Source organism: Roseibium sp. HPY-6 (assembly GCF_040530035.1).
GTDB lineage: Bacteria > Pseudomonadota > Alphaproteobacteria > Rhizobiales > Stappiaceae > Roseibium.
Genome location: NZ_JBEWCD010000002.1, coordinates 331,977 through 349,680, shown reverse-complemented (window position 1 = coordinate 349,680; position 17,704 = coordinate 331,977). Strand labels below are relative to the sequence as shown.

The 17,704-nt window shown below is 53.2% G+C and carries 15 protein-coding genes; 3 read left to right on the top strand and 12 right to left on the bottom strand.

The window, feature by feature from the left end; genetic code table 11:
• Nucleotides 1-89: 89 nt before the first annotated feature.
• The 4 genes from ABVF61_RS13030 to ABVF61_RS13015 all read right to left on the bottom strand — a co-directional run bounded on the left by ABVF61_RS13030 (nucleotide 90) and on the right by ABVF61_RS13015 (nucleotide 3,842).
• Nucleotides 90-1,235 (bottom strand): sensor histidine kinase, encoded by a 1,146-nt coding sequence (locus ABVF61_RS13030; protein WP_353993984.1) that lies wholly within the window; start codon nucleotides 1,233-1,235, stop codon nucleotides 90-92.
• Nucleotides 1,232-1,954 (bottom strand): response regulator transcription factor, encoded by a 723-nt coding sequence (locus tag ABVF61_RS13025; RefSeq protein ID WP_353993983.1) that lies wholly within the window; start codon nucleotides 1,952-1,954, stop codon nucleotides 1,232-1,234. The genes ABVF61_RS13030 and ABVF61_RS13025 overlap by 4 nt, the downstream gene beginning before the upstream one ends.
• Before the next feature lie 132 nt (nucleotides 1,955-2,086).
• Complete coding sequence (locus ABVF61_RS13020) at nucleotides 2,087-2,569, bottom strand: YHS domain-containing (seleno)protein (protein WP_353993982.1); 483 nt, start codon at nucleotides 2,567-2,569, stop codon at nucleotides 2,087-2,089.
• Between the two features lie 523 nt (nucleotides 2,570-3,092).
• Nucleotides 3,093-3,842, bottom strand: coding sequence for a helix-turn-helix transcriptional regulator (locus tag ABVF61_RS13015; RefSeq protein WP_353993981.1), 750 nt, complete (start codon nucleotides 3,840-3,842; stop codon nucleotides 3,093-3,095).
• 234 nt (nucleotides 3,843-4,076) lie between these two features.
• Here ABVF61_RS13015 and ABVF61_RS13010 point away from each other — a divergent pair, with 234 nt between their 5' ends.
• Both ABVF61_RS13010 and ABVF61_RS13005 read left to right on the top strand, forming a co-directional pair.
• Nucleotides 4,077-4,571, top strand: a complete 495-nt coding sequence (locus tag ABVF61_RS13010; protein WP_353993980.1) for a hypothetical protein — start codon at nucleotides 4,077-4,079, stop codon at nucleotides 4,569-4,571.
• 153 nt (nucleotides 4,572-4,724) lie between these two features.
• Nucleotides 4,725-5,450: a PEP_CTERM-anchored TLD domain-containing protein gene (locus ABVF61_RS13005; RefSeq protein ID WP_353993979.1), complete on the top strand. Its 726-nt coding sequence runs from the start codon at nucleotides 4,725-4,727 to the stop codon at nucleotides 5,448-5,450.
• Nucleotides 5,451-6,196: 746 nt separating this feature from the next.
• Here ABVF61_RS13005 and ABVF61_RS13000 read toward each other — a convergent pair.
• The 7 genes from ABVF61_RS13000 to ABVF61_RS12970 form a co-directional block, all read right to left on the bottom strand.
• Nucleotides 6,197-7,009, bottom strand: coding sequence for an aspartate/glutamate racemase family protein (locus tag ABVF61_RS13000; RefSeq protein ID WP_353993978.1), 813 nt, complete (start codon nucleotides 7,007-7,009; stop codon nucleotides 6,197-6,199).
• A 535-nt stretch (nucleotides 7,010-7,544) separates the two neighbouring features.
• Entirely contained in the window at nucleotides 7,545-9,029 is a 1,485-nt protein-coding gene (locus tag ABVF61_RS12995; RefSeq protein ID WP_353993977.1) for a peptide MFS transporter, read from the bottom strand.
• A 582-nt stretch (nucleotides 9,030-9,611) separates the two neighbouring features.
• Nucleotides 9,612-10,073, bottom strand: coding sequence for a nuclear transport factor 2 family protein (locus ABVF61_RS12990; protein ID WP_353996420.1), 462 nt, complete (start codon nucleotides 10,071-10,073; stop codon nucleotides 9,612-9,614).
• A gap of 81 nt (nucleotides 10,074-10,154) precedes the next feature.
• A complete protein-coding gene (gene cynS / locus ABVF61_RS12985) occupies nucleotides 10,155-10,619 on the bottom strand; it encodes a cyanase (protein ID WP_353993976.1) in 465 nt (154 codons plus the stop codon).
• Between the two features lie 17 nt (nucleotides 10,620-10,636).
• Nucleotides 10,637-11,554 (bottom strand): ABC transporter ATP-binding protein, encoded by a 918-nt coding sequence (locus ABVF61_RS12980; protein WP_353993975.1) that lies wholly within the window; start codon nucleotides 11,552-11,554, stop codon nucleotides 10,637-10,639.
• A gap of 11 nt (nucleotides 11,555-11,565) precedes the next feature.
• Entirely contained in the window at nucleotides 11,566-12,567 is a 1,002-nt protein-coding gene (ntrB, locus tag ABVF61_RS12975; protein WP_353993974.1) for a nitrate ABC transporter permease, read from the bottom strand.
• Between the two features lie 71 nt (nucleotides 12,568-12,638).
• The gene (locus ABVF61_RS12970; RefSeq protein WP_353993973.1) at nucleotides 12,639-14,069 is read right to left on the bottom strand and encodes a CmpA/NrtA family ABC transporter substrate-binding protein; all 1,431 of its coding nucleotides are present in this window, start codon (nucleotides 14,067-14,069) and stop codon (nucleotides 12,639-12,641) included.
• A gap of 475 nt (nucleotides 14,070-14,544) precedes the next feature.
• Between ABVF61_RS12970 and ABVF61_RS12965 the strand changes: the two genes are divergently transcribed.
• Nucleotides 14,545-16,248: a sigma-54 interaction domain-containing protein gene (locus ABVF61_RS12965; protein WP_353993972.1), complete on the top strand. Its 1,704-nt coding sequence runs from the start codon at nucleotides 14,545-14,547 to the stop codon at nucleotides 16,246-16,248.
• Between the two features lie 228 nt (nucleotides 16,249-16,476).
• Here the strand turns inward: ABVF61_RS12965 and ABVF61_RS12960 are convergent, their stop codons facing one another.
• Nucleotides 16,477-17,334, bottom strand: coding sequence for a hypothetical protein (locus ABVF61_RS12960; RefSeq protein WP_353993971.1), 858 nt, complete (start codon nucleotides 17,332-17,334; stop codon nucleotides 16,477-16,479).
• Nucleotides 17,335-17,704: the final 370 nt, after the last annotated feature.

Sequence of the window (17,704 nt, the reverse complement as noted above, 5' to 3'; positions counted from 1 at the left end):
CTCGGTATCAAGTGTCATCACTCGCAAGCAGCCGTCCGCCTGGCATCGGCTTGTGCCGCGCTGTTAAATGTTGGGTTTAGGCCTTCGCATTACGCGGCGGGGCACTCCCGAGAAACTTTCGCTTCCTTTGAAGGTGCCGGCTCCAGGAGCGGAAGACAGACGACGAAGCTCAACATGCTGTCACGCATCTCGGCATGAACCGAGCCGTTGCCGGAGAGGCAGAGCTGCTTGACGATGGAGAGGCCAAGCCCGCTGGAATGCGTGTTACGTCCGCGGGTGCGGCTATGCGAGACGCGAAAAAAACGATCAAAGAGGAACGGAACGTCCTCGGCGGACAAGTTCTGCGCTCCATTCCTGAATACGATCTCTATTGCTTGCGGCCCATGTCTTGAAAAGACTATGCGGCATTCCGCTTCTGGATCGGCGTATCGCAGCATGTTTGACATCAGGTTATCGATGACATGCCGCAAGGACTTCTTCGACAGGGCGATCAATTTGTCGGCAAGCGCTTCATCGACCTCCACAATCAGCCGCAGGCTCTTTGCTTGAAATTGGATCTCCCAACGACGCTGCACGTCCTCCAGAATGTGCTGAACCCTTACGCCCCCGCACAAGGTGTTTTCGTCCTCAGGGGAGAGTTCCAGGGCCTCAATAGAATGGGTCAGCGCCGTCAAATGATTGAGCTCGTCAGACATGAGCGAAAAGAATTTCGCATCCGCCTGAAACACGCCATCCTCCAGGCCTTCAGTGTACCCGCGAAGACTGGTGATGGGCGTCCGTAATTCATGCCCGAGATCAGCCAGGTATCGTGCGCGGCGCTCTTCTTCTTGCTGAAGCGCGGCAGCGAGCGCGTTGACCGTGTCTGCCAGCCGCCCAACCTCTCCCGCCTGGGTTTTTGCGCGCACGTTGTAATCGCCCTGCCTCAGCCGCTCCGTGGTCCGGGCGAGCACGCCGAGCGGACGGACGATTAACAGCGTGACCCCGATGGACGCCCCGACAGCAAACACCAATCCGATCGAGATGCTTGCCCAGAGTTGGCGCTCGACCTGGTCCACAAACATGGCATGCACCTGGCCGGGCACGATGTTGAACGTTGTCATCAGGCGATCAGAGTATGTTGTGCTTTGGCCCAGAAAAAGCCAGTACCAGGCGACGCCGAGCACGAGAACAATCGCAGTGTTCGCCGCGATCATCTGCAGCGTCAGCCAGGGCAGCCGGTCCAGGCGATGTTTCACGGCAGCATGCGCTCCAGGTTCCCGGCAGCCGCGAACCGGTATCCAAAACCGCGCACCGTTTCGATCATTGAGCCGGTCCCGTCTCCAAGTTTGGTGCGCAGGTTGTGAACGTGCACATCGATCGCCTTCGGGCCGACGGCAACATCATTTCCATAAAGCAGCGCGATCAGTTGGCCTCGCGACAAAACCCTGCTGGGTTGCTCCAGGAGACGCCGCAGAATTTTGTGTTCGTAAGGTGTGAGCGCGATTGTCTGACCACTCAGGTTGCAGGTCGGCTGCTCAAGGTCCAGTTTCAGGGGGCCGACTTCGACCACATCGTGGCAACCTGCACTGGCCATCTGACTGCGGCGCAGGATCGCCCGGATGCGAACAATCAGCTCCCGTGGCGAGAATGGCTTGATGACATAATCATCCACCCCTGCGGCAAAACCCTGCAGCACATTGGTTTCCGAGCCAAGCGCCGTCAGAAACAGGACGGGTGTCAAAATGCCTTGCGAACGCATAGCCTCGACGATCTCGGTTCCGGATCTGTTTGGCAGCATGACATCGAAGATGCAGATGTCGAACGTGTCTGTCAGAGCAGCCTTGCAGCCAGTCAGGCCATCCTGGTGCTCCACGACTTCGTGGCCTGCGCTTTCAAGATAGGCGCTCAGAAGATTGAGAATGTTCTCATCGTCTTCGACCACAAGAATTTTTGCCTTGGCAGCTATGACACCCACCTTTCCGGACGCGTTCCTGAATGAGCGGCAGCGTGCAGTGCCTTGCAGTGCGCGTCCAATAAAGTTCCGGAGACAACAAGTTGATTGAAGGCGCGCCGACGTCATTCCGATGCCGGCGCGCGAAGCAAAACCCTATTGTTCCAGAAGGGCTTCGCGGGAGGTGGCGAATATCACTTTCCAGTTTGACTCGCCCTTTGAGATCACGGTTTCGGTGTCGGCGAGAAAGAGCTTGTTATGGGCAGCAGGGCTGCTGTTGAGGTAAAGCTGTCCGTCAACTATGGCCCAGAGATCTGGCTGGGTGGGGACCTTTTTGCCCTTGCTGGCCCCTGCGGAACACCATCCGCCATAGGCCGGTGCATATTTTGCCGGGTCGGCATCGAAAAGCGCCTTGTTCTCCGCGGATGAGAAATGCCAGGTCGCGCCCTGATACTCAGATGCAAATTCCGCAGACCCGGGGGTTGGCGCTCCAACGGTGTGATAAGCGACGACGTCTGTCCCTCCGACGACGGCACCACCGTCGACGTAATGCTCATCAACGGCGAGAGCCTGACTTGCCATAAAGCTCATGGCCATTGCCATGGAAACCGCCGCGATGTTTTTTCCGTAGGTCTTCATTGGTTGCGTCCTTGGATCTGTGTTTTGACAAACTCTGAACGAGAAGCGCATCCATGCGCCTTCCCAGGACACCGGGTATAATTCCCCAGGGTTTTACGCCGGTTTGTGCTGCGTTAGGTTTCGGTTAGGATCGGTCTGCCGTGGGCCAGCCCGCAAACTGTTCCGGCTTCACACGGCAACTGGCCGGCCTCGCGCGCCTGGCACGGACGCGTGCAAAGGCAACCGGATGCATCTGCGGCGATTGGCGATCAGAAGCTCCGCGCCGCAACGTATCCCGCTTCCCGGCGGACAGAAATTAGGTCTTTTTGGCGTCTCGGCCCGCAGCTAAACCGAATTGCGCGAAAAGCAGAACGCTGAATTCTAGCGCGTTATTTGAGATGTCTACAGACCTGCATGTCATCGTGGATACACGATGAGCATCATCTTATGTCGCCACTAGATAAAAGTGACGCAACTTGTGACGGAGACTCCAAATAACTGTCGACTTGCCCCCACTTACATGCAGCAACTCTCCGAACGTTGTCTACTTCTTCATCAGCCGGTAAAATTCTGAAAGAAGATTGAGCTGCGACTTTACTTGGCATTTCTCAAGTATGTTTTGTACGTGCCAGCGAACGGTTCCGTATGTCCGGCCACTTTTCTGCGAAATGGTGCGAAGTGAATGTCCTTCAATGAGCAGCGCAAGAATAGTGGTTTCTGCCGTCGTAAGACCGTGCATTTGACCAAATGCCGCCACTTCAGAGTTAGGGTCAGTCAGTGTTAGTTCCGATTCCCCAACAGTTGCCAGAAGATGGCGCATCATTAAAGCAAGACGCTGTTTTTCTAGGTTAGAAAAGTCCCCTTGGTTTTCGTCGCGCCATACATGAATGCAAACGAAGTGACCATCAGGCATCATAGCCGGCACATTCATGAAGTAAAACATTCCATTTTCAATTAGAAAGTCTGTCAACGGCCCCATTTTTCTGAATACGTCGTCGTCTGGCAATTCATCGGTCCTACGAATCGGCTCCAGCATAACCATTTCCGTTTCTGGGTAAGGATGCAATTTGTGCATTCCTTTCTGAACATACTTCTTCAGTAGAGGCGCGTTGGACGTTGCAATTACATCCAATCGATCCATCTGCTTCTGCTCGTCTTCTGAATAAACAGCTCGGTAAAGAGCAAGTTCTGATCGATGAATGATTTGGAATTCATTTGCAAATTTTTGCCAATCGACTTTGTTTCCACGCAGGTTGGTCTCGATACAATCGTATAATGCTTCTAATATTTCCATTCACAAAACCCTATTCTACATTCTTACCTTAGTCGTGAGAGTTGTTTGCCGGCTCCAAATTCTATGAATTCAGATGGCCGCTGCTGGCGACAGATCCAGTTGATGGTCTGAGACTTGAAGCATTGTCCCCTAGCAATTGCTAGGCGCAATCATGCCGCGATCGCACGTATAGATTCAACTGCTAAGCATACTACGCTTGCAAGTTTACTCATTTGCAATTTAAGGGATTCCATGATGGTTGATCAAAACAATACTGCTGCTGCTCTTTTGTACAAAGACCTACAATTGTCACTGCGTTCATTTGTTTCGGTGAAAGCTGACGAAGGGACGAAAATTAATGAAAATGAACGCTTTACGGCGGAAGTGACTGTCTTCAATTCGTATTTTCATCAAGACATTTTACACTTGCCAAGGATCGTATTTAAGGACGTGTGGGTAAAATTGAGCAACACAGATTTTGCAGAGGTAGATCTCAATCCTGAAAGAGGTGATGAGTGGTACAAACTACCCGGCGATAAGCTCTTTCCGCAGCAAAAGGTACGTTTGAACGTCAAGTGCACAGCGATACAACAGACGACCAAAAAAGACCTTTGGGGCAACTTGACGCATGAAGACAAAATGTTGGTTGTCGCCAGTCCGTGGGCAAGACTGGATGCTGAAGAGTTCTTTCAAGTCTATGGTCTCAATACATCCTATTCAGGCTCTGGCGACATCTTCCCGAAACACTAGAACGCGCGTCAATCTGAACACACTTGGAACGATCGTCGTCTTTGTTTAGCCGCATTGGCTTTGCGTCGAGTTCCATTTGCGATTCATCATCCCCGAAACCTGTAATTCGGGGGTGATGATAACTCATTGATTTATTTGGAGGGCAAGATAGCCATGAAAATACATGGAAATGAAGTTATTCGCTCATTTGCGGTAATAATAGCGGCGGCACTTTTCATGTTGCCTGGAACTGCTAACGCGGTCTCGATAAACGGCGGTTCAAGTATCTTAACTCAACAATATGCGACCCAACTTGAAACCTGGTTAGAATATGGATCTATTGGCCTGACCAATATTTTTACTAAAAATCAAGGAGATAATTCAGTTGATTTTCACGCAAGTGTCGACGGAAAAGGGCCAACTTTTTCAGTGATTTCTTTGGATAATGGAAATGTTGTCGGAGGGTTCAATCCCTTCAGCTGGGACTCGGCAAGCGGGTACAAGAGAGACAGCAACACGAATGCTTTTTTGTTTAACCTGACTACATCCACAAAATATGATCACAACAGGTACGATCACGTTACTTTCAACAACGGCAACCACGGGCCGACTTTTGGCGGTGGGCACGATCTTTTCATAAACTCCACCTTGTCTGGTGGCTATGCAAATATTGGACTCAACTATGGTGATAGTTCGCAATACGGAAATACGGCGTATCGCAACGCGTTTACAGGTAGCTATCTGAGTTGGAATATTACCGGGCTCGAAGTCTTCACGATCGGTGAGCCGATGGCAACTGTGCCAGTACCTGCAGCACTACCACTCATGGGAGGTGCGCTAGCCGTATTTGGCTTTCTAGCCCGAAAGAGATCTAGAATTGAGCGAGCTAAAAGCGCCTGACATTTTAACATGCGCAAAGGAAGCGGCCCAATTGGGCCGCTTTTTGTCTAATTTCCAAAGAGCAATCTTTTCGTAACTTGTAGAATTCGAGACTTGATCCGACATCTGGTTAACTGCGCTGAGGGTTACCGGCTTTGTCGAACGTGACCAAACAATTATCTCAAGCTCAAACGGTAACTCTGATGTATGAGAGTAACGAATACCGGCTTCCAAGGTATTATTGCGAAACATCAAACGTACGATTTGGCGGCGCAAAGCAGTCATTCATGCAAAGGTCGCTATCTTTCACTCCAGGCTCATATCCGACGCCCCGCAGCTGTACGCTTCGCGTCTTCAATCCAGACGATCACCGAATTGCAGGTTCATCTCGTGAGCGGTCGTTTATTTGTTTCGGTACCAGTCTTCGAGATGCGGACGGAACGGACAAATGTATGCCCGGCGAATGGCAGCTTTGGGGCTGGGAGGAGACTTGCGGGTTCAGTCTGATAAGTCATTGAAGCAGGCATTCACCCAGAGCTACCTCACTGTTGCTTACAGCTCGAGACTGCGGCTGAACCTTTCATCGGCGTACGCTCAGTTTGCGCCCCGAACACGGCATTCACCACGTTAAGATCTAAGGCTAATAATGAAAATTCAATCCGTTAATAGTAATTTTACGGGATATATTGAGAAGAGATCATTATTTATAGAAAAATTGAAATTCTTTTCCAGATAAATACAAACATTCGAATGCACTATCTTTTTACTTATTTTCGATCGAGTTTAGCTTTCTCGAAATCAGAAAGGTTGTCACCAAACTCATACGGCTCGTGATTGCCATTCCATGACTCTTGCCAGTCGTGCAAGCCGAAGTTCTTGTTGTCCCGGAAGCCATTCATGAAGAAATCGCAATTGGTTATCGCGTCGTAGACGGGCAAGCCGGTCACTGACCGCAGCAGGTTCGCATATGGCGGCAGTTCCGTGCATTCCAGTAGCAGGCACTCTATCTTCGGCTTTTTTCTCAGTACTGCACTGGTAAGGCCAATCAGACCCTTGCCGACCTTTTCGGTGTCAACCTTCTGTCCCGTCGCGACGGCTTCGAAACCCGGAACATCCTGACAGCCAACGATCTGGAGGCGATGGCTGTGTTCCTGCAGGCCCGACATTCTGTCCAGCTCGTTTTCGATTTCCGTCAGGCTTTTGCTGTTGGCGGTAAAGATCGCAATTTCAGCTTCTGAATTGATGGTATTGATGATCGTCGGCAGCTGCACGAGGCAGGACATGAAAACCGGTACGTTGGAATGGTCCTTCACGAGGTCCTGGATGTTGAGCATGAAACCGCAATCGCCCGTGATCGCATTCACATGATAGCTGTTCAGAAAGCGAACGGAATCGACAACGGCGTTGGTGACGTCCTCCGTCAGTTCGCCGCTTTGGCACATTGAAAACGTCAGGCCCGGAACAACCTTGTACAGAACGTCGTAGTTGAACGAATCCGGATCATCGACATCCCCGAGTGCCGGCGGGTAGTCGTAATCGAGCCGCAGAACACCGAGTGCCGGTGCTTGTCTCTTCCGCATTCCCGTTTGACCTCCGTCGCTTTCAAGGCAACAGCGCATCAGAACATGTTGTGCACCCAGACCACAAGACCCTTCCAGCCAACGACTTGATTGCCAGCTTGCGGGTCACCGTGGCTCGCACCCGTCATTCTAACCTTGTGAGATAGCTTTGGACCAAACCCGTAAAAAGCCAGGTCGCGATGCTTGAACGGTACGGATGAACGGCGCTCGCCCAACCAAGACCGACGCTGAGCTTTCGAGGCTGCCCACAAAACGGGGCCTTTCCGATGCCAAACCCGTTCGATGCCGGTTCATTAGCATACTGGACGGAATGCCTTTTGACGCGGAAGAAGGCATGAAACATGGCGGCGCATTCGGCTGTTTCGATCGGGCAAAAAGCATGAGAGACTTTCAGCCGTACATGAAGTCCTTTGCCAGACAGAGCAAGTGGCATGGTGTTTGGGCAGTCAGCCGCCGGACAGGTAAGTAGACATGATTTTTCCGAATACATTTCGCGGCAGACACAACCGACCGATGTCCTTTGGATAGGAGCAGGTCAGGCGTCCCCTTCGGCGTCGTCCGCTTCATTGCGCCATATGCCTATCACCGGCAGCAGTGCAATCAGCAACAGACCGGCGGCCAGGGCGAGCAGGCCGTAGTCGAGAAACGCCGCCTGGCTTGTCGCCACTTCGCCAGCCGGGCCCGTCCCCTCGGGCACCGCCGCGAGCTTCGCAAGAAGGCCGCTGCCGTAATTTCCAAGCGCGTGAACCATGAACCACATGCCCATGGCAAAGCCCATCAGCTCACGGGTCGCGAGGCGGCTTACCATGGAGAGCCCGATCGGCTCAACGAGAAGCTCCGCGACACTGAACAGCAAAAAGAAAACGATCAGCCACAGGGGTGATACCAGCCCACTGGCACCTGGAGGCGCCAACGCAAGCGCGCAATAGGCCGCACCGAGCAGCAGAAGCCCGATGGCGAACCTGATGCTGTCTGACGGTGATATGTCGCGCGCCGCCAGCCGGAACCACAAGATCGACATCAGCGGTGCGCCGATGATGATGACGAGCGAATTGAGCGACAGAAAAGCACTCGACGGGATTTCGAAGCCCATGACAGTCCGATCAACCACCTGAGCTATGAAGAGCAGGATTGTATCGGCATCCTGGTTGTAGACCGCCCAGAAAATGACGCCGAAGGAAAAGAGCATCAGCATGACAAGCGCACGCTGCCGGCTTTTTGCATCCAGGCGCAGAACCGTGAAAAGGAAATAGCCGAAAGCCGCAGCGCAGACGACAGCGATTATCTCGCCGGTGGCAAAGGTATGAAACAGGAGAAAGTTGCTGAGCATGACCAGAGCGATTGTGCCAACCGCAAGCCACAAAAGGTTTGGGAGCCCGGCAAAGTCTGTCCGCATCAGCGGCCGGTCAGCGGGTGCAGCGCCGACACTGTGAAACACGCGACCGCCCACCAGCAGCGCAGCGAAGGCGAGCAATTTACCAAGCCCGGCGACGAGGAAAGCCGTGTGGTAGCCTAAATCGCGCGACAGCAGCCCCGCGCCAATTGCCGCGGCGCCGGCACCGATATTGATGCCCATGTACAAAAGCGTATAGCCACTGTCGCGTCGAGGATCGTCCTTGTCATAAAGCAGGCCCAAAAGGCTGGAGACACTGGGCTTGTAATAGCCATTGCCGACGAGCAGTGCGGCCAAGCCGACGAAGGCGGCCGCCTTCACGCTGGTGGCGAGAAGCAGGCTGCCGCTGGCCATGATGGCAAGACCGATGAGTGTTGCCGCGCGGAAGCCGAGCAACCGGTCAGCGATGATGCCGCCAGCAAAAGTCGTCGAATAGATCAGCGCCGTATAGGTGCCATAAAGCAGCGATGCCTCGACCTCGGATAAGCCAATCCTGCTGCTGGCATAGGGAACAAGGAGAAATACGGCCGTATAAAAACCGTAGCGCTCACACAGTTCAACGAAGAAGAGAAGGTAAAAGCCTTTGGGCTGCGGCGTCATGGCTGCGGGACTCGGCGGCGTGCGCATTTCGGCTCCGTGAGCCGGGGCGAAAGTATCGACCGTTGAACAGACCCCTTATAGGAGTGCGGTGCGATTCGGCAAAGCGCCTTCTTCCGATCCGCCAACCGGTCTCAGATAGCATCATGCAGCGTGCCCACTTCCCTGCACAACAGAAAAGCCTTGTCGCCGCGTAACAACGACCCTCTAAGAAGAGGCCGACTAAATTGGAACTACCAGACAAGCGGTCAGTCTGACCACTTAACCATATGGCGGCTTAGTTCGCCCGCGTAGCTGCCGCTCGCCTCGAAAGCGGCAAAGGTCTGCTTCCCGCCCATCCTGTGAATTTGCTGCGCCTCAAACGAATGTCCGCTTTCGGGCGCAGGCTTCAACGCGGTGATCCCTTCCCCGTAGCCGTGCGCTTCGCGTCTTCAATGCGGATGGTCACCGAATTGCGGTTCATCTCGCGAGCGGTCGTTTGTTTATTTCGATACCGGTTTTTCGAGAAGCGGACATACAATTTGCGTGGCTGGTTTTCGGAATGCGCGCGCTTGATCGACAATCGGTTCAAAAATTCGAAAACCTTCGGGCCGGGTCAATTCTTGACGAGGCTCACAAACCCAGTTCAGTCAGGCCGGGATGATTGTCCGGGCGGATACCACTCGGCCAACGAAAGAGCCTGTCACTCTCTTGGATTGCAACATCATTGATTGATGCATGACGCTCCGCCATCAAACCTTGAGCATCAAAACGCCAATTTTCATTGCCGTGGGATCGATACCAGTTGCCATCGGCATCGTGGCATTCGTAAACGAAGCGCACAGCAATCCTATCATCAGCATGGGCCCAGATTTCCTTGATCAGGCGATAGTCGTGTTCCCTCGCCCATTTACGCGTCAGGAATGCCTCGATCTCTGCCCGACCATGTACAAACTCTGAGCGATTGCGCCATCTCGAATCTGGTGTGTAGGCCAACGCGACCTTGGCTGGGTCTTTCAGGTTCCAGGCATTTTCCGCCATTCGAACCTTTTTGACGGAGTCCTCGAATGTAAACGGTGGCACAGGGGGTCTGATCAAGATGATGATCCAATCTGCTCATGAACGAGGCGGCGAGCCGAACATCGCTTCCAGCTCGCCAAACAATTCCAGTGGCGTCTACCAGCTGTTGTAGCCAAGAAACTTGCCGGACATTTCAACCTTCACCCTGTCGCCTTTGGGGTTGGCGACGCGCGTGATGCTCATGTCAAAATCAATAGCTGACATGATGCCGTCACCGAACTCTTCATGAATCAGCGCCTTGATGGTCGGGCCGTAGACACCAACGATTTCATAAAGCCGATAGATGCACGGGTCAGTCGGGACCGCCTGCTCCCAAACTTTCGTGGGGCTTTCGACAAGAACGTCGATCACTTCCTGTGGCAAGCCGAGCACCTGAACAAGTGCCTTGGCTTTCTCTTCGGGCATGGCATTCATGCCGACGCAGGCTGAGTGCGTCCAGACCGGTGACATCGAAATCTTGTCCGCGATGTCCTCCCAGGACATTTTGGACGTCTTTTTTGCGGCCAAAATGATTTGGGCCACGTCGTCTTTGGTGAGCATTTGCGGAACTTCGATGGTCATGATTGACTCCTGTTTCTTTATTCATTCACGGCGCGCAAATGCGCTTGATGAGTTGGATCATCATCGGCTTCGAGCGTGTCTTTCTCGGTGCGATCAATACGGATGGTTTCCGGCGAGTGGGCTCCGCTGCCGCTGGACTGTCCTGCCAGTTCTTTGGACCTTGAGCCGAGGAAGTGCACGAGATGATTGCGGATGGCGTAGTAGTTCGGGTGATCGATGATTTCTTCGCGTCGGCGCGGTCGTGGAATGGTGATCTCCACCGCCTCCGCCACGCGTGCGAACGGTCCGTTGGTCATCAGCAAAATGCGGTCCGCAAGCAGAATGGCTTCATCGATATCATGTGTGATCATGAAAACGGTTTGATTTGTCCCGCTCCAGATTTTCAGAAGTTCGTCTTGGATTGTTCCGCGCGTCAGCGCGTCAAGCGCGCCAAAAGGTTCGTCGAGAAGAAGCAGTTTGGGGTGATTGGCGAACGCCCTCGCAATAGAGACGCGCTGGCGCATACCTCCGGACAGTTGGGATGGTTTCCGGTGGATGGCGTCACCATCCAGCCCCACCATGGCGAGGTACTTTTCGGAGTGCGCCTGAACCTCGGACTTGCTCCAATCCGGATGTCGCGCCGCGACACCAAACATGACGTTTTTCAAAGCTGACAGCCACGGCAGCAGCGAGTAGTTCTGGAACACCACGCCCCGATCAAGGCTCGGCCCAGAAATTTCCTCGCCGTCCATAATAACCGTGCCGCTCGTTGGTTCAGCCAAACCGGCAAGTACGTTCATGATCGTCGATTTGCCGCATCCGGAATGGCCAAGAATGCAGACGAATTCGCCCTCCGCGACACCAAAAGTGGCGTTTTCAAAAACAGTTAGAGTATCCCCTGCGCCGCCCGGAAACTGCTGTGTGAGAAGTTCAACGGAAAGAAATGGCTTGGTCATCAATTCACTCCTTATTCAGCGTAAGCGACGGCACGTTGCAGTCGCGCAAAGGCGGCATCGAGCAACATGCCCACCACGCCGATCAGCAGAATTGCGACAATCATCCGGTCGAGACGCAGTCCATTCCATTCGTTCCACACCACGTACCCAATGCCAGTACCGCCAACGAGCATCTCGGCGGCGACGATCACAAGCCATGCAATTCCGATGGAAATGCGCATTCCTGTGATGATGGTTGGTGCCGCTGCCGGCAAAATGACTGTGAGTGCGGTCTTCGTGGTGCTCAACTCGTGCGTACGCGCCACATTGACCCAGTCCGACCGGACATTGGCCACGCCAAAGGCCGTGTTCGTCAGCATTGGCCATAGCGAGCAAATGAAGATCACGAAAATCGAAGACAATTCGCTATCGCCGATGGTGAAGAGAGCGATCGGCATCCAGGCTAACGGCGATATGGGTTTCAAGACCTGAATGAAAGGATCAAGCGCCTTGTAGAACATTGGCGACATGCCAATGAGAAAACCCAGCGGAATCGCCACAGCCGCCGAAAGCGAATACCCAATCAGAACCCGCAGCAACGAGTATCCCATCTGTATGCCAAAACCCATGTCATTGGTGCCTGCAACGTAGAAGGGATCAGCTATGGTTGCCCACAATTCCTTGCCGATCTGGGTAGGTGAAGGAAAAAGCGAACCAGGTGCTGGCGCGCTGTTTTCGTCCGGGGCGCTGATACCGAGCGCCTGGATGCCACCGGCAGCTTCGATCATTGAGCGCGAAAGATTGAGGGAAGCAATTTGCTCCAGTTGCGCAAATTCAACGCCTTGCGCGGCATAATACTCAATGTCCTCGGGAAGCATGTTTTTCCCGAGCAGGGTGTCCATCTCGGCTTGTGACAACTCGACGCCCGTGGGGCCGGTGTCAGGGACATGCGTTGCTGCGTGCCAAATGAGGACACCGACCAACAAGATGGTCAACGACAGCAATGTGCTGCGCATATCTATTTTCTGAACCATAAAATCATTCCAAAATTCGAGCGTTAAGACGGGGCGAGCGTGCTCGCTCCGTCTTTAGTTTTTGGGCTGGTTCAGCCGACGGTGCGGGAGAACGGCTGGCTGTCGATGAACTGCTGCGCTGCAGCCGGGGCGAACTCGCGGCCCTGAATATCGACGGGCGCGTAGACATCCTGTTCTGCATCAGAGAAGGTCAGGTTCGGGTCAGCGGCCATCATCGCGCGCATCCGTTCACGTGTGGTTGTGGTCATGACCAGTTCTTCCGCAAGGGTTGCGTAATCGGTGTCAGCGTCGATGTAGTTCCAGCGCCGCAACTGTGAAAGCACCCAGGTCCCCATCGTCTGGGTTGGCAAGGGCATGAACGAAATCCTGTCCGGCACGTTCTTGATGTTGCCCTGGCCGTCGGGGAACACGCCAGTCAGGATCTGTTTCAGAATTTCGACCGGTTGGTTGAGGTAATTGGCTGGCGCCATCGATTCTGCGAAAGCAACACGACCTTCTGACGTTTCCGCCGAGGCTGTGGCCTCGAGAATGGAAGTCGTCAACGCCATAGTCGTGTTCGGATTTTCTGTAATGAATTTCTCAGACAGTCCGAACACACAGCACGGATGTTGTTTCCAAAGATCCAGTGTCAGCTTGTGAATAAAACCAACCTGGTCGTAGACGGCACGCTGACAGAACGGGTCGGGCGCGAGATAGCCATCGACGTTTTCCGAGCGCAGGTTTGCAACCATTTCAGGCGGCGGAACCACGCGGATCTGGATGTCACGATCCGGGTCCAGGCCTGCATCGGCAACGTAGTTGCGCAGCAGCAGGTTGTGCATCGAATATTCAAACGGAACCGCGAACTTGAAGCCTTTCCAGTTCTTCGGATCCTGGTTATCGCGGTGCTTGTTTGCCAGAACGATTGCCTGGCCGTTCGTGTTGACGTTTGACACCACTTTCCAAGGTTGTGCTATCGATCCGATGCCGAGCGACATTGCCATCGGCATCGGGAAAAGCAGGTGCGAACCGTCGTATTCACCGTTCAGACACTTGTCGCGTGATACGGCCCACCCGGCGGTCTTCACAATATCGACATCAAGACCATAACGTTGATAAAAGCCCAGCGCATGACCGCCGATGATTGGCGTGGCGCATGTGATCGGCACGAAGCCCAAAGTCAACTTTGTCTTCTCCAGGTTTTTCATGGCCTCTTCGGCCATCGCCTGAAGTGACGTCAGCGGGAAAACGGTCGAGACGGCGGCAAGTGCACCAGTCACACCGGCACTGCGTAAGAACGCACGACGCGAGATGTCCGTTTTGAACAATCCCTGCATGACGGAACTTTCAAGCGCGCGCGCCATTCCGACTTCCGCGTTCAACGATTGTTTCGCGCGAAGCTTCAATGCGTCGGCATCTTCCTTCGAAAGTCCAGCATAGGGATCAGCAGGGCTTTCTGAAGCCTCACCACATTCGTTCCAAACATCGATGTTTGGATTAAACGGGTCTTTGAAGTGGGTCATGGGTTACCTCTCATGATACTGCATGGACTGACAAGACACCCTCACGACAGGTCTTTTTCACCAACGGTTTCGATGCGTGCGCCGCGAGCGGGAGATTACGAAAACTAACAATGCGAGGGTTCAGATCCCAAAAATAGCGAATACTGAGGTTTTTGAATTTTATAAAAACACAATTTTTCCAATGGTTTAATGTGTCTTTACACGATTGCGTAAATACGAAATTTCATAATTCACCAAATTTCGTATACATTCGTGAAAATACGCACTAGGCCGGTTGGATGGAATGGATCTCAGACTGACGGATCAGAATTTGTCGCTTCAGCTTGAGGCCATCCCGCTTCCTGCGCTGATGCTTGATGCGAAGGAGGACCGCGTTCTAAGCACGAATGCGGCTGCACGTCGCATACTGGCCATTCGACAGTCAGAGGACCTTCGATTTTCAACGCTCATCGGATCGGACATTGCCGAGTTTGTCGTGTTTCTGGACGAGGTTGCACATCGCGGTACGGCCTGGACACGGAAAACTGTTCTCATCAGTCAAAATGGATTGCGGGTCGAGTGCGAAATTCGAGCACAGATGAATGCGCACGACAACGACACACATCGCCCTCTTGTTACGTTGCTGATATTGGAGCTCAACGAACTGTCGCAACATGAGAAACAAGTTGAGACCGATCAGCTTCAACGCGATGGTATTGTCGGGTGGAAGCATGCGGAAGAGTTCTTTGCAGAGCTCGAACTTCAGAACCAGCTCATCCTTAACGCGGCCGGGGAGGGTATCTATGGCGTCAACACGCAAGGACAGGCCACGTTCGTCAATCGCGCGGCGCAAGAAATGCTTGGGTGGACGCTTGAGGACCTCGTGGGAAATGTCATCCACGATATAATCCACCATCACCACACCGATGGCAGCGTTCATCACGCTCATGATTGCCCCATCTACAAATCGTTCCGCTTTGAAAAGGTGATGCGAGTAGACGATGACGTGTTCTGGAAGAAAGATGGCAAACCTATCCAGGTAGAGTACGTTTCCACTCCGATCTACAACCAAAAGGTATTAGCGGGTGCAGTCATTGTCTTTCGTGACGTCACAGAGCGAAAGATCAATGAGAAAAGGCTGATTGATGCCATGAATGAGGTGGCGGATCTCAGGGATCGCCTGGAACAGGAAAACGCGTATCTTCAACTGGAGATAACCAAAGAACGCGCTCATCAGGACGTCATCGGCCGCTCTCTTTCCATACAGCAACTTCACGCCAAGATTGATCTGGTTGCGCCCACGAGCGCCCCTGTGCTGATCACCGGTGAAACCGGGACAGGCAAATCAATCGTGGCCAACGCGATACACAAGAACAGCCTTCGTAAAGGACGGCCTCTCATTCGCTTCAAGTCTGGCTCGATTAGCCGGACGGCGATTGAAGCGGAACTTTTTGGTCGTTCTGAAAACGCTGCGACCGGCGAAAAACCGCAGATGATCTCAGGGGCGATTGAGTTGGCGCACGGCGGAACACTTTATATCGAAAATGTGTGTGAGTTGCCGCTCGAGATTCAAAACAAGCTCTTAGGCGTTCTTCAAGACGGCAGGTTCAAACGTATTGGCGACACTCAGTTCAAAAATCTCGATGTGCGGATCATTGCCGCGAGCACCAGCAATGTCGAACGCGAGGTTTCAGCGGGCAGGTTCAGCGAAGAACTTTTTTTGGCATTGAATGTCTTTCCCGTCAGTTGCATTCCTTTGCGCAATCGTAAAGACGATATACCTGATCTCGTGACGCATTTGTTGTCGGTCGCTTGTGAACGCCTCAATCGACATGTGCCCAAAGTGACAGAGCGCACCATGCGGATGCTTACAGAGTATGCTTGGCCAGGTAACGTGAAAGAATTGCGTAACGTCATAGAGCGCGCGGCGATTGTCTCTCGTGGCGAGAAATTGATTGTGGAACTCGGTAGCGCGACCGGGCCACGCGCGCATATAGCCAAGACAGTCAGAACCGAACACGAGATGCAGTTGGAAATACGCGCCAACATCGTATCTGCTCTCAAAGAGACGCTCGGCAAGGTGTCCGGCAAAAACGGCGCGGCCGCCCTGCTTGGCGTTGAACCGACCACGCTTTATTCACGCATAAAGAAACTCGAAATTGAGAAACGGGAATGGCAACAGCTTGATGGGGAGCCGTAGCCGTTTCAGGATGTGGGTTGACTGTATCCCAATCACCCTGCCAATTCGCCGCGTCTCAAATGATTGTCTGCTTTCGGGCGCAGGTTTCAACGCGGCGAACGACCGAAATGCGGACGCATTGTTGGCGCTCAGAACGCTTGCAGCAAAGGTTGGTTTTCAGTCAGAGAGGAGACTGCCGGCAACGGCGCGCCTTCTCGCAGCAAAAAGTCGACCTCAGCCAACGTAAGATCAGTTCAATCCGTTCAAATACCCTGACGCAGAACCGCTTCCGGACATGGAGAAAAAGACCCTATTGTCGCGCTCAGCGCTGTTTGCCTTCTGCCGGACCCTGTTCCTCAGAGCCTCTGCTGTAATGGAGACCCCAACCTCTAGATTTGAGTGGTGTTCGCCAAGGCTTGGATCGATCAGGCCATGCTGGTAGCGGTCGACAAGGGCTTCAGGGAGATCAACCAGCCAAAAGTTATCGTCAGACTGGAAGGACAGAAGGATCGTATAAGGGTCAATCCCGTGTTCCTTGATCATTGCCTCAATCAGAACCGTGCCGTCATCCGATGAGAGGCCTAACTCCTGGCGAATGGAGAGTGGAGCTGCCGTATATCTGTAGGCGGGTGGCGCCCGGCGCGGCAATCGAAAGAACAAGGGCGGCTTTTCAAGCAGGCTGGGGCAGAGAGCCCCGATTTTTTCGATGAAGACCTTTCCGACACCAAAATCATCGCCATGAAAGGCAATCATGTGCTCAACCGATTTGTAGGCAATCTGTTCGTGCCCGGCGAATTCGGCGGAAGTCTCATCACCGATCCAGACGTCGTTCTGGTAATCGACATCTAAGAGCGTGAATTCACATCCGGTGATCCCGATGCTGAAATTCCACTGGTGTTCAAAAAGACGATCTGCCTCTCCCGGATTGCGCATCAGGATCTTGATCCCGATGACGCCAAATGGCGCTTCTCGTGAGATCATCTTTTGAACGGCGCCGTCCTGAATATCAAAGACCGTGGAGGTGTTCCACAAGTCGATGAGATGAGACTGGAACTCTGCGCCTATCGCATCAATCAGTCTTTCAACGCGGCCCTTGCTTGGTGACACATCAGTCTCCGGTCTCTGTTTGGTCACTCAGTCTTTCAGGTCAATATATGTCATCCGTGTAGTGTCAGAAACTCCCTGCCGTTGAAAAAAGCGCACCTGAAGAGGTTTGGAAAGTCCGGCACACAAGACCTGCTTCCAAACCATAACGAACGGCTGTTCGGCGCCCGCCCTGTGAATTCAATCCGCCTGCGGTGAACGACGGCTTTCGGGAGCAAAGAGAAAACCGACACACGTTTGATATGGCGGCACAAAGCTGTCGTTTGTTTCTGGTGCAGCCAACGTCGGGCTAGAGCCCATAGCGACCGATGCTGCTTAGGCGACAAATGTCAGCTCTTGATGATCTGTCAGAAAACACTTGAGTGATCATTTT

Bases quoted from the DNA above. Each gene is read 5' to 3' on its own strand.
- ABVF61_RS13020 (WP_353993982.1), bottom strand. From the start codon at position 2,569: ATGAAGACCTACGGAAAAAACATCGCGGCGGTTTCCATGGCAATGGCC.
- ABVF61_RS13000 (WP_353993978.1), bottom strand. From the start codon at position 7,009: ATGCGGAAGAGACAAGCACCGGCACTCGGTGTTCTGCGGCTCGATTAC.
- ntrB (WP_353993974.1), bottom strand. From the start codon at position 12,567: ATGGTTCAGAAAATAGATATGCGCAGCACATTGCTGTCGTTGACCATC.
- ABVF61_RS13010 (WP_353993980.1), top strand. From the start codon at position 4,077: ATGGTTGATCAAAACAATACTGCTGCTGCTCTTTTGTACAAAGACCTA.
- ABVF61_RS12980 (WP_353993975.1), bottom strand. From the start codon at position 11,554: ATGACCAAGCCATTTCTTTCCGTTGAACTTCTCACACAGCAGTTTCCG.
- ABVF61_RS12970 (WP_353993973.1), bottom strand. From the start codon at position 14,069: ATGACCCACTTCAAAGACCCGTTTAATCCAAACATCGATGTTTGGAAC.
- ABVF61_RS13015 (WP_353993981.1), bottom strand. From the start codon at position 3,842: ATGGAAATATTAGAAGCATTATACGATTGTATCGAGACCAACCTGCGT.
- cynS (WP_353993976.1), bottom strand. From the start codon at position 10,619: ATGACCATCGAAGTTCCGCAAATGCTCACCAAAGACGACGTGGCCCAA.
- ABVF61_RS12995 (WP_353993977.1), bottom strand. From the start codon at position 9,029: ATGCGCACGCCGCCGAGTCCCGCAGCCATGACGCCGCAGCCCAAAGGC.
- ABVF61_RS13005 (WP_353993979.1), top strand. From the start codon at position 4,725: ATGAAAATACATGGAAATGAAGTTATTCGCTCATTTGCGGTAATAATA.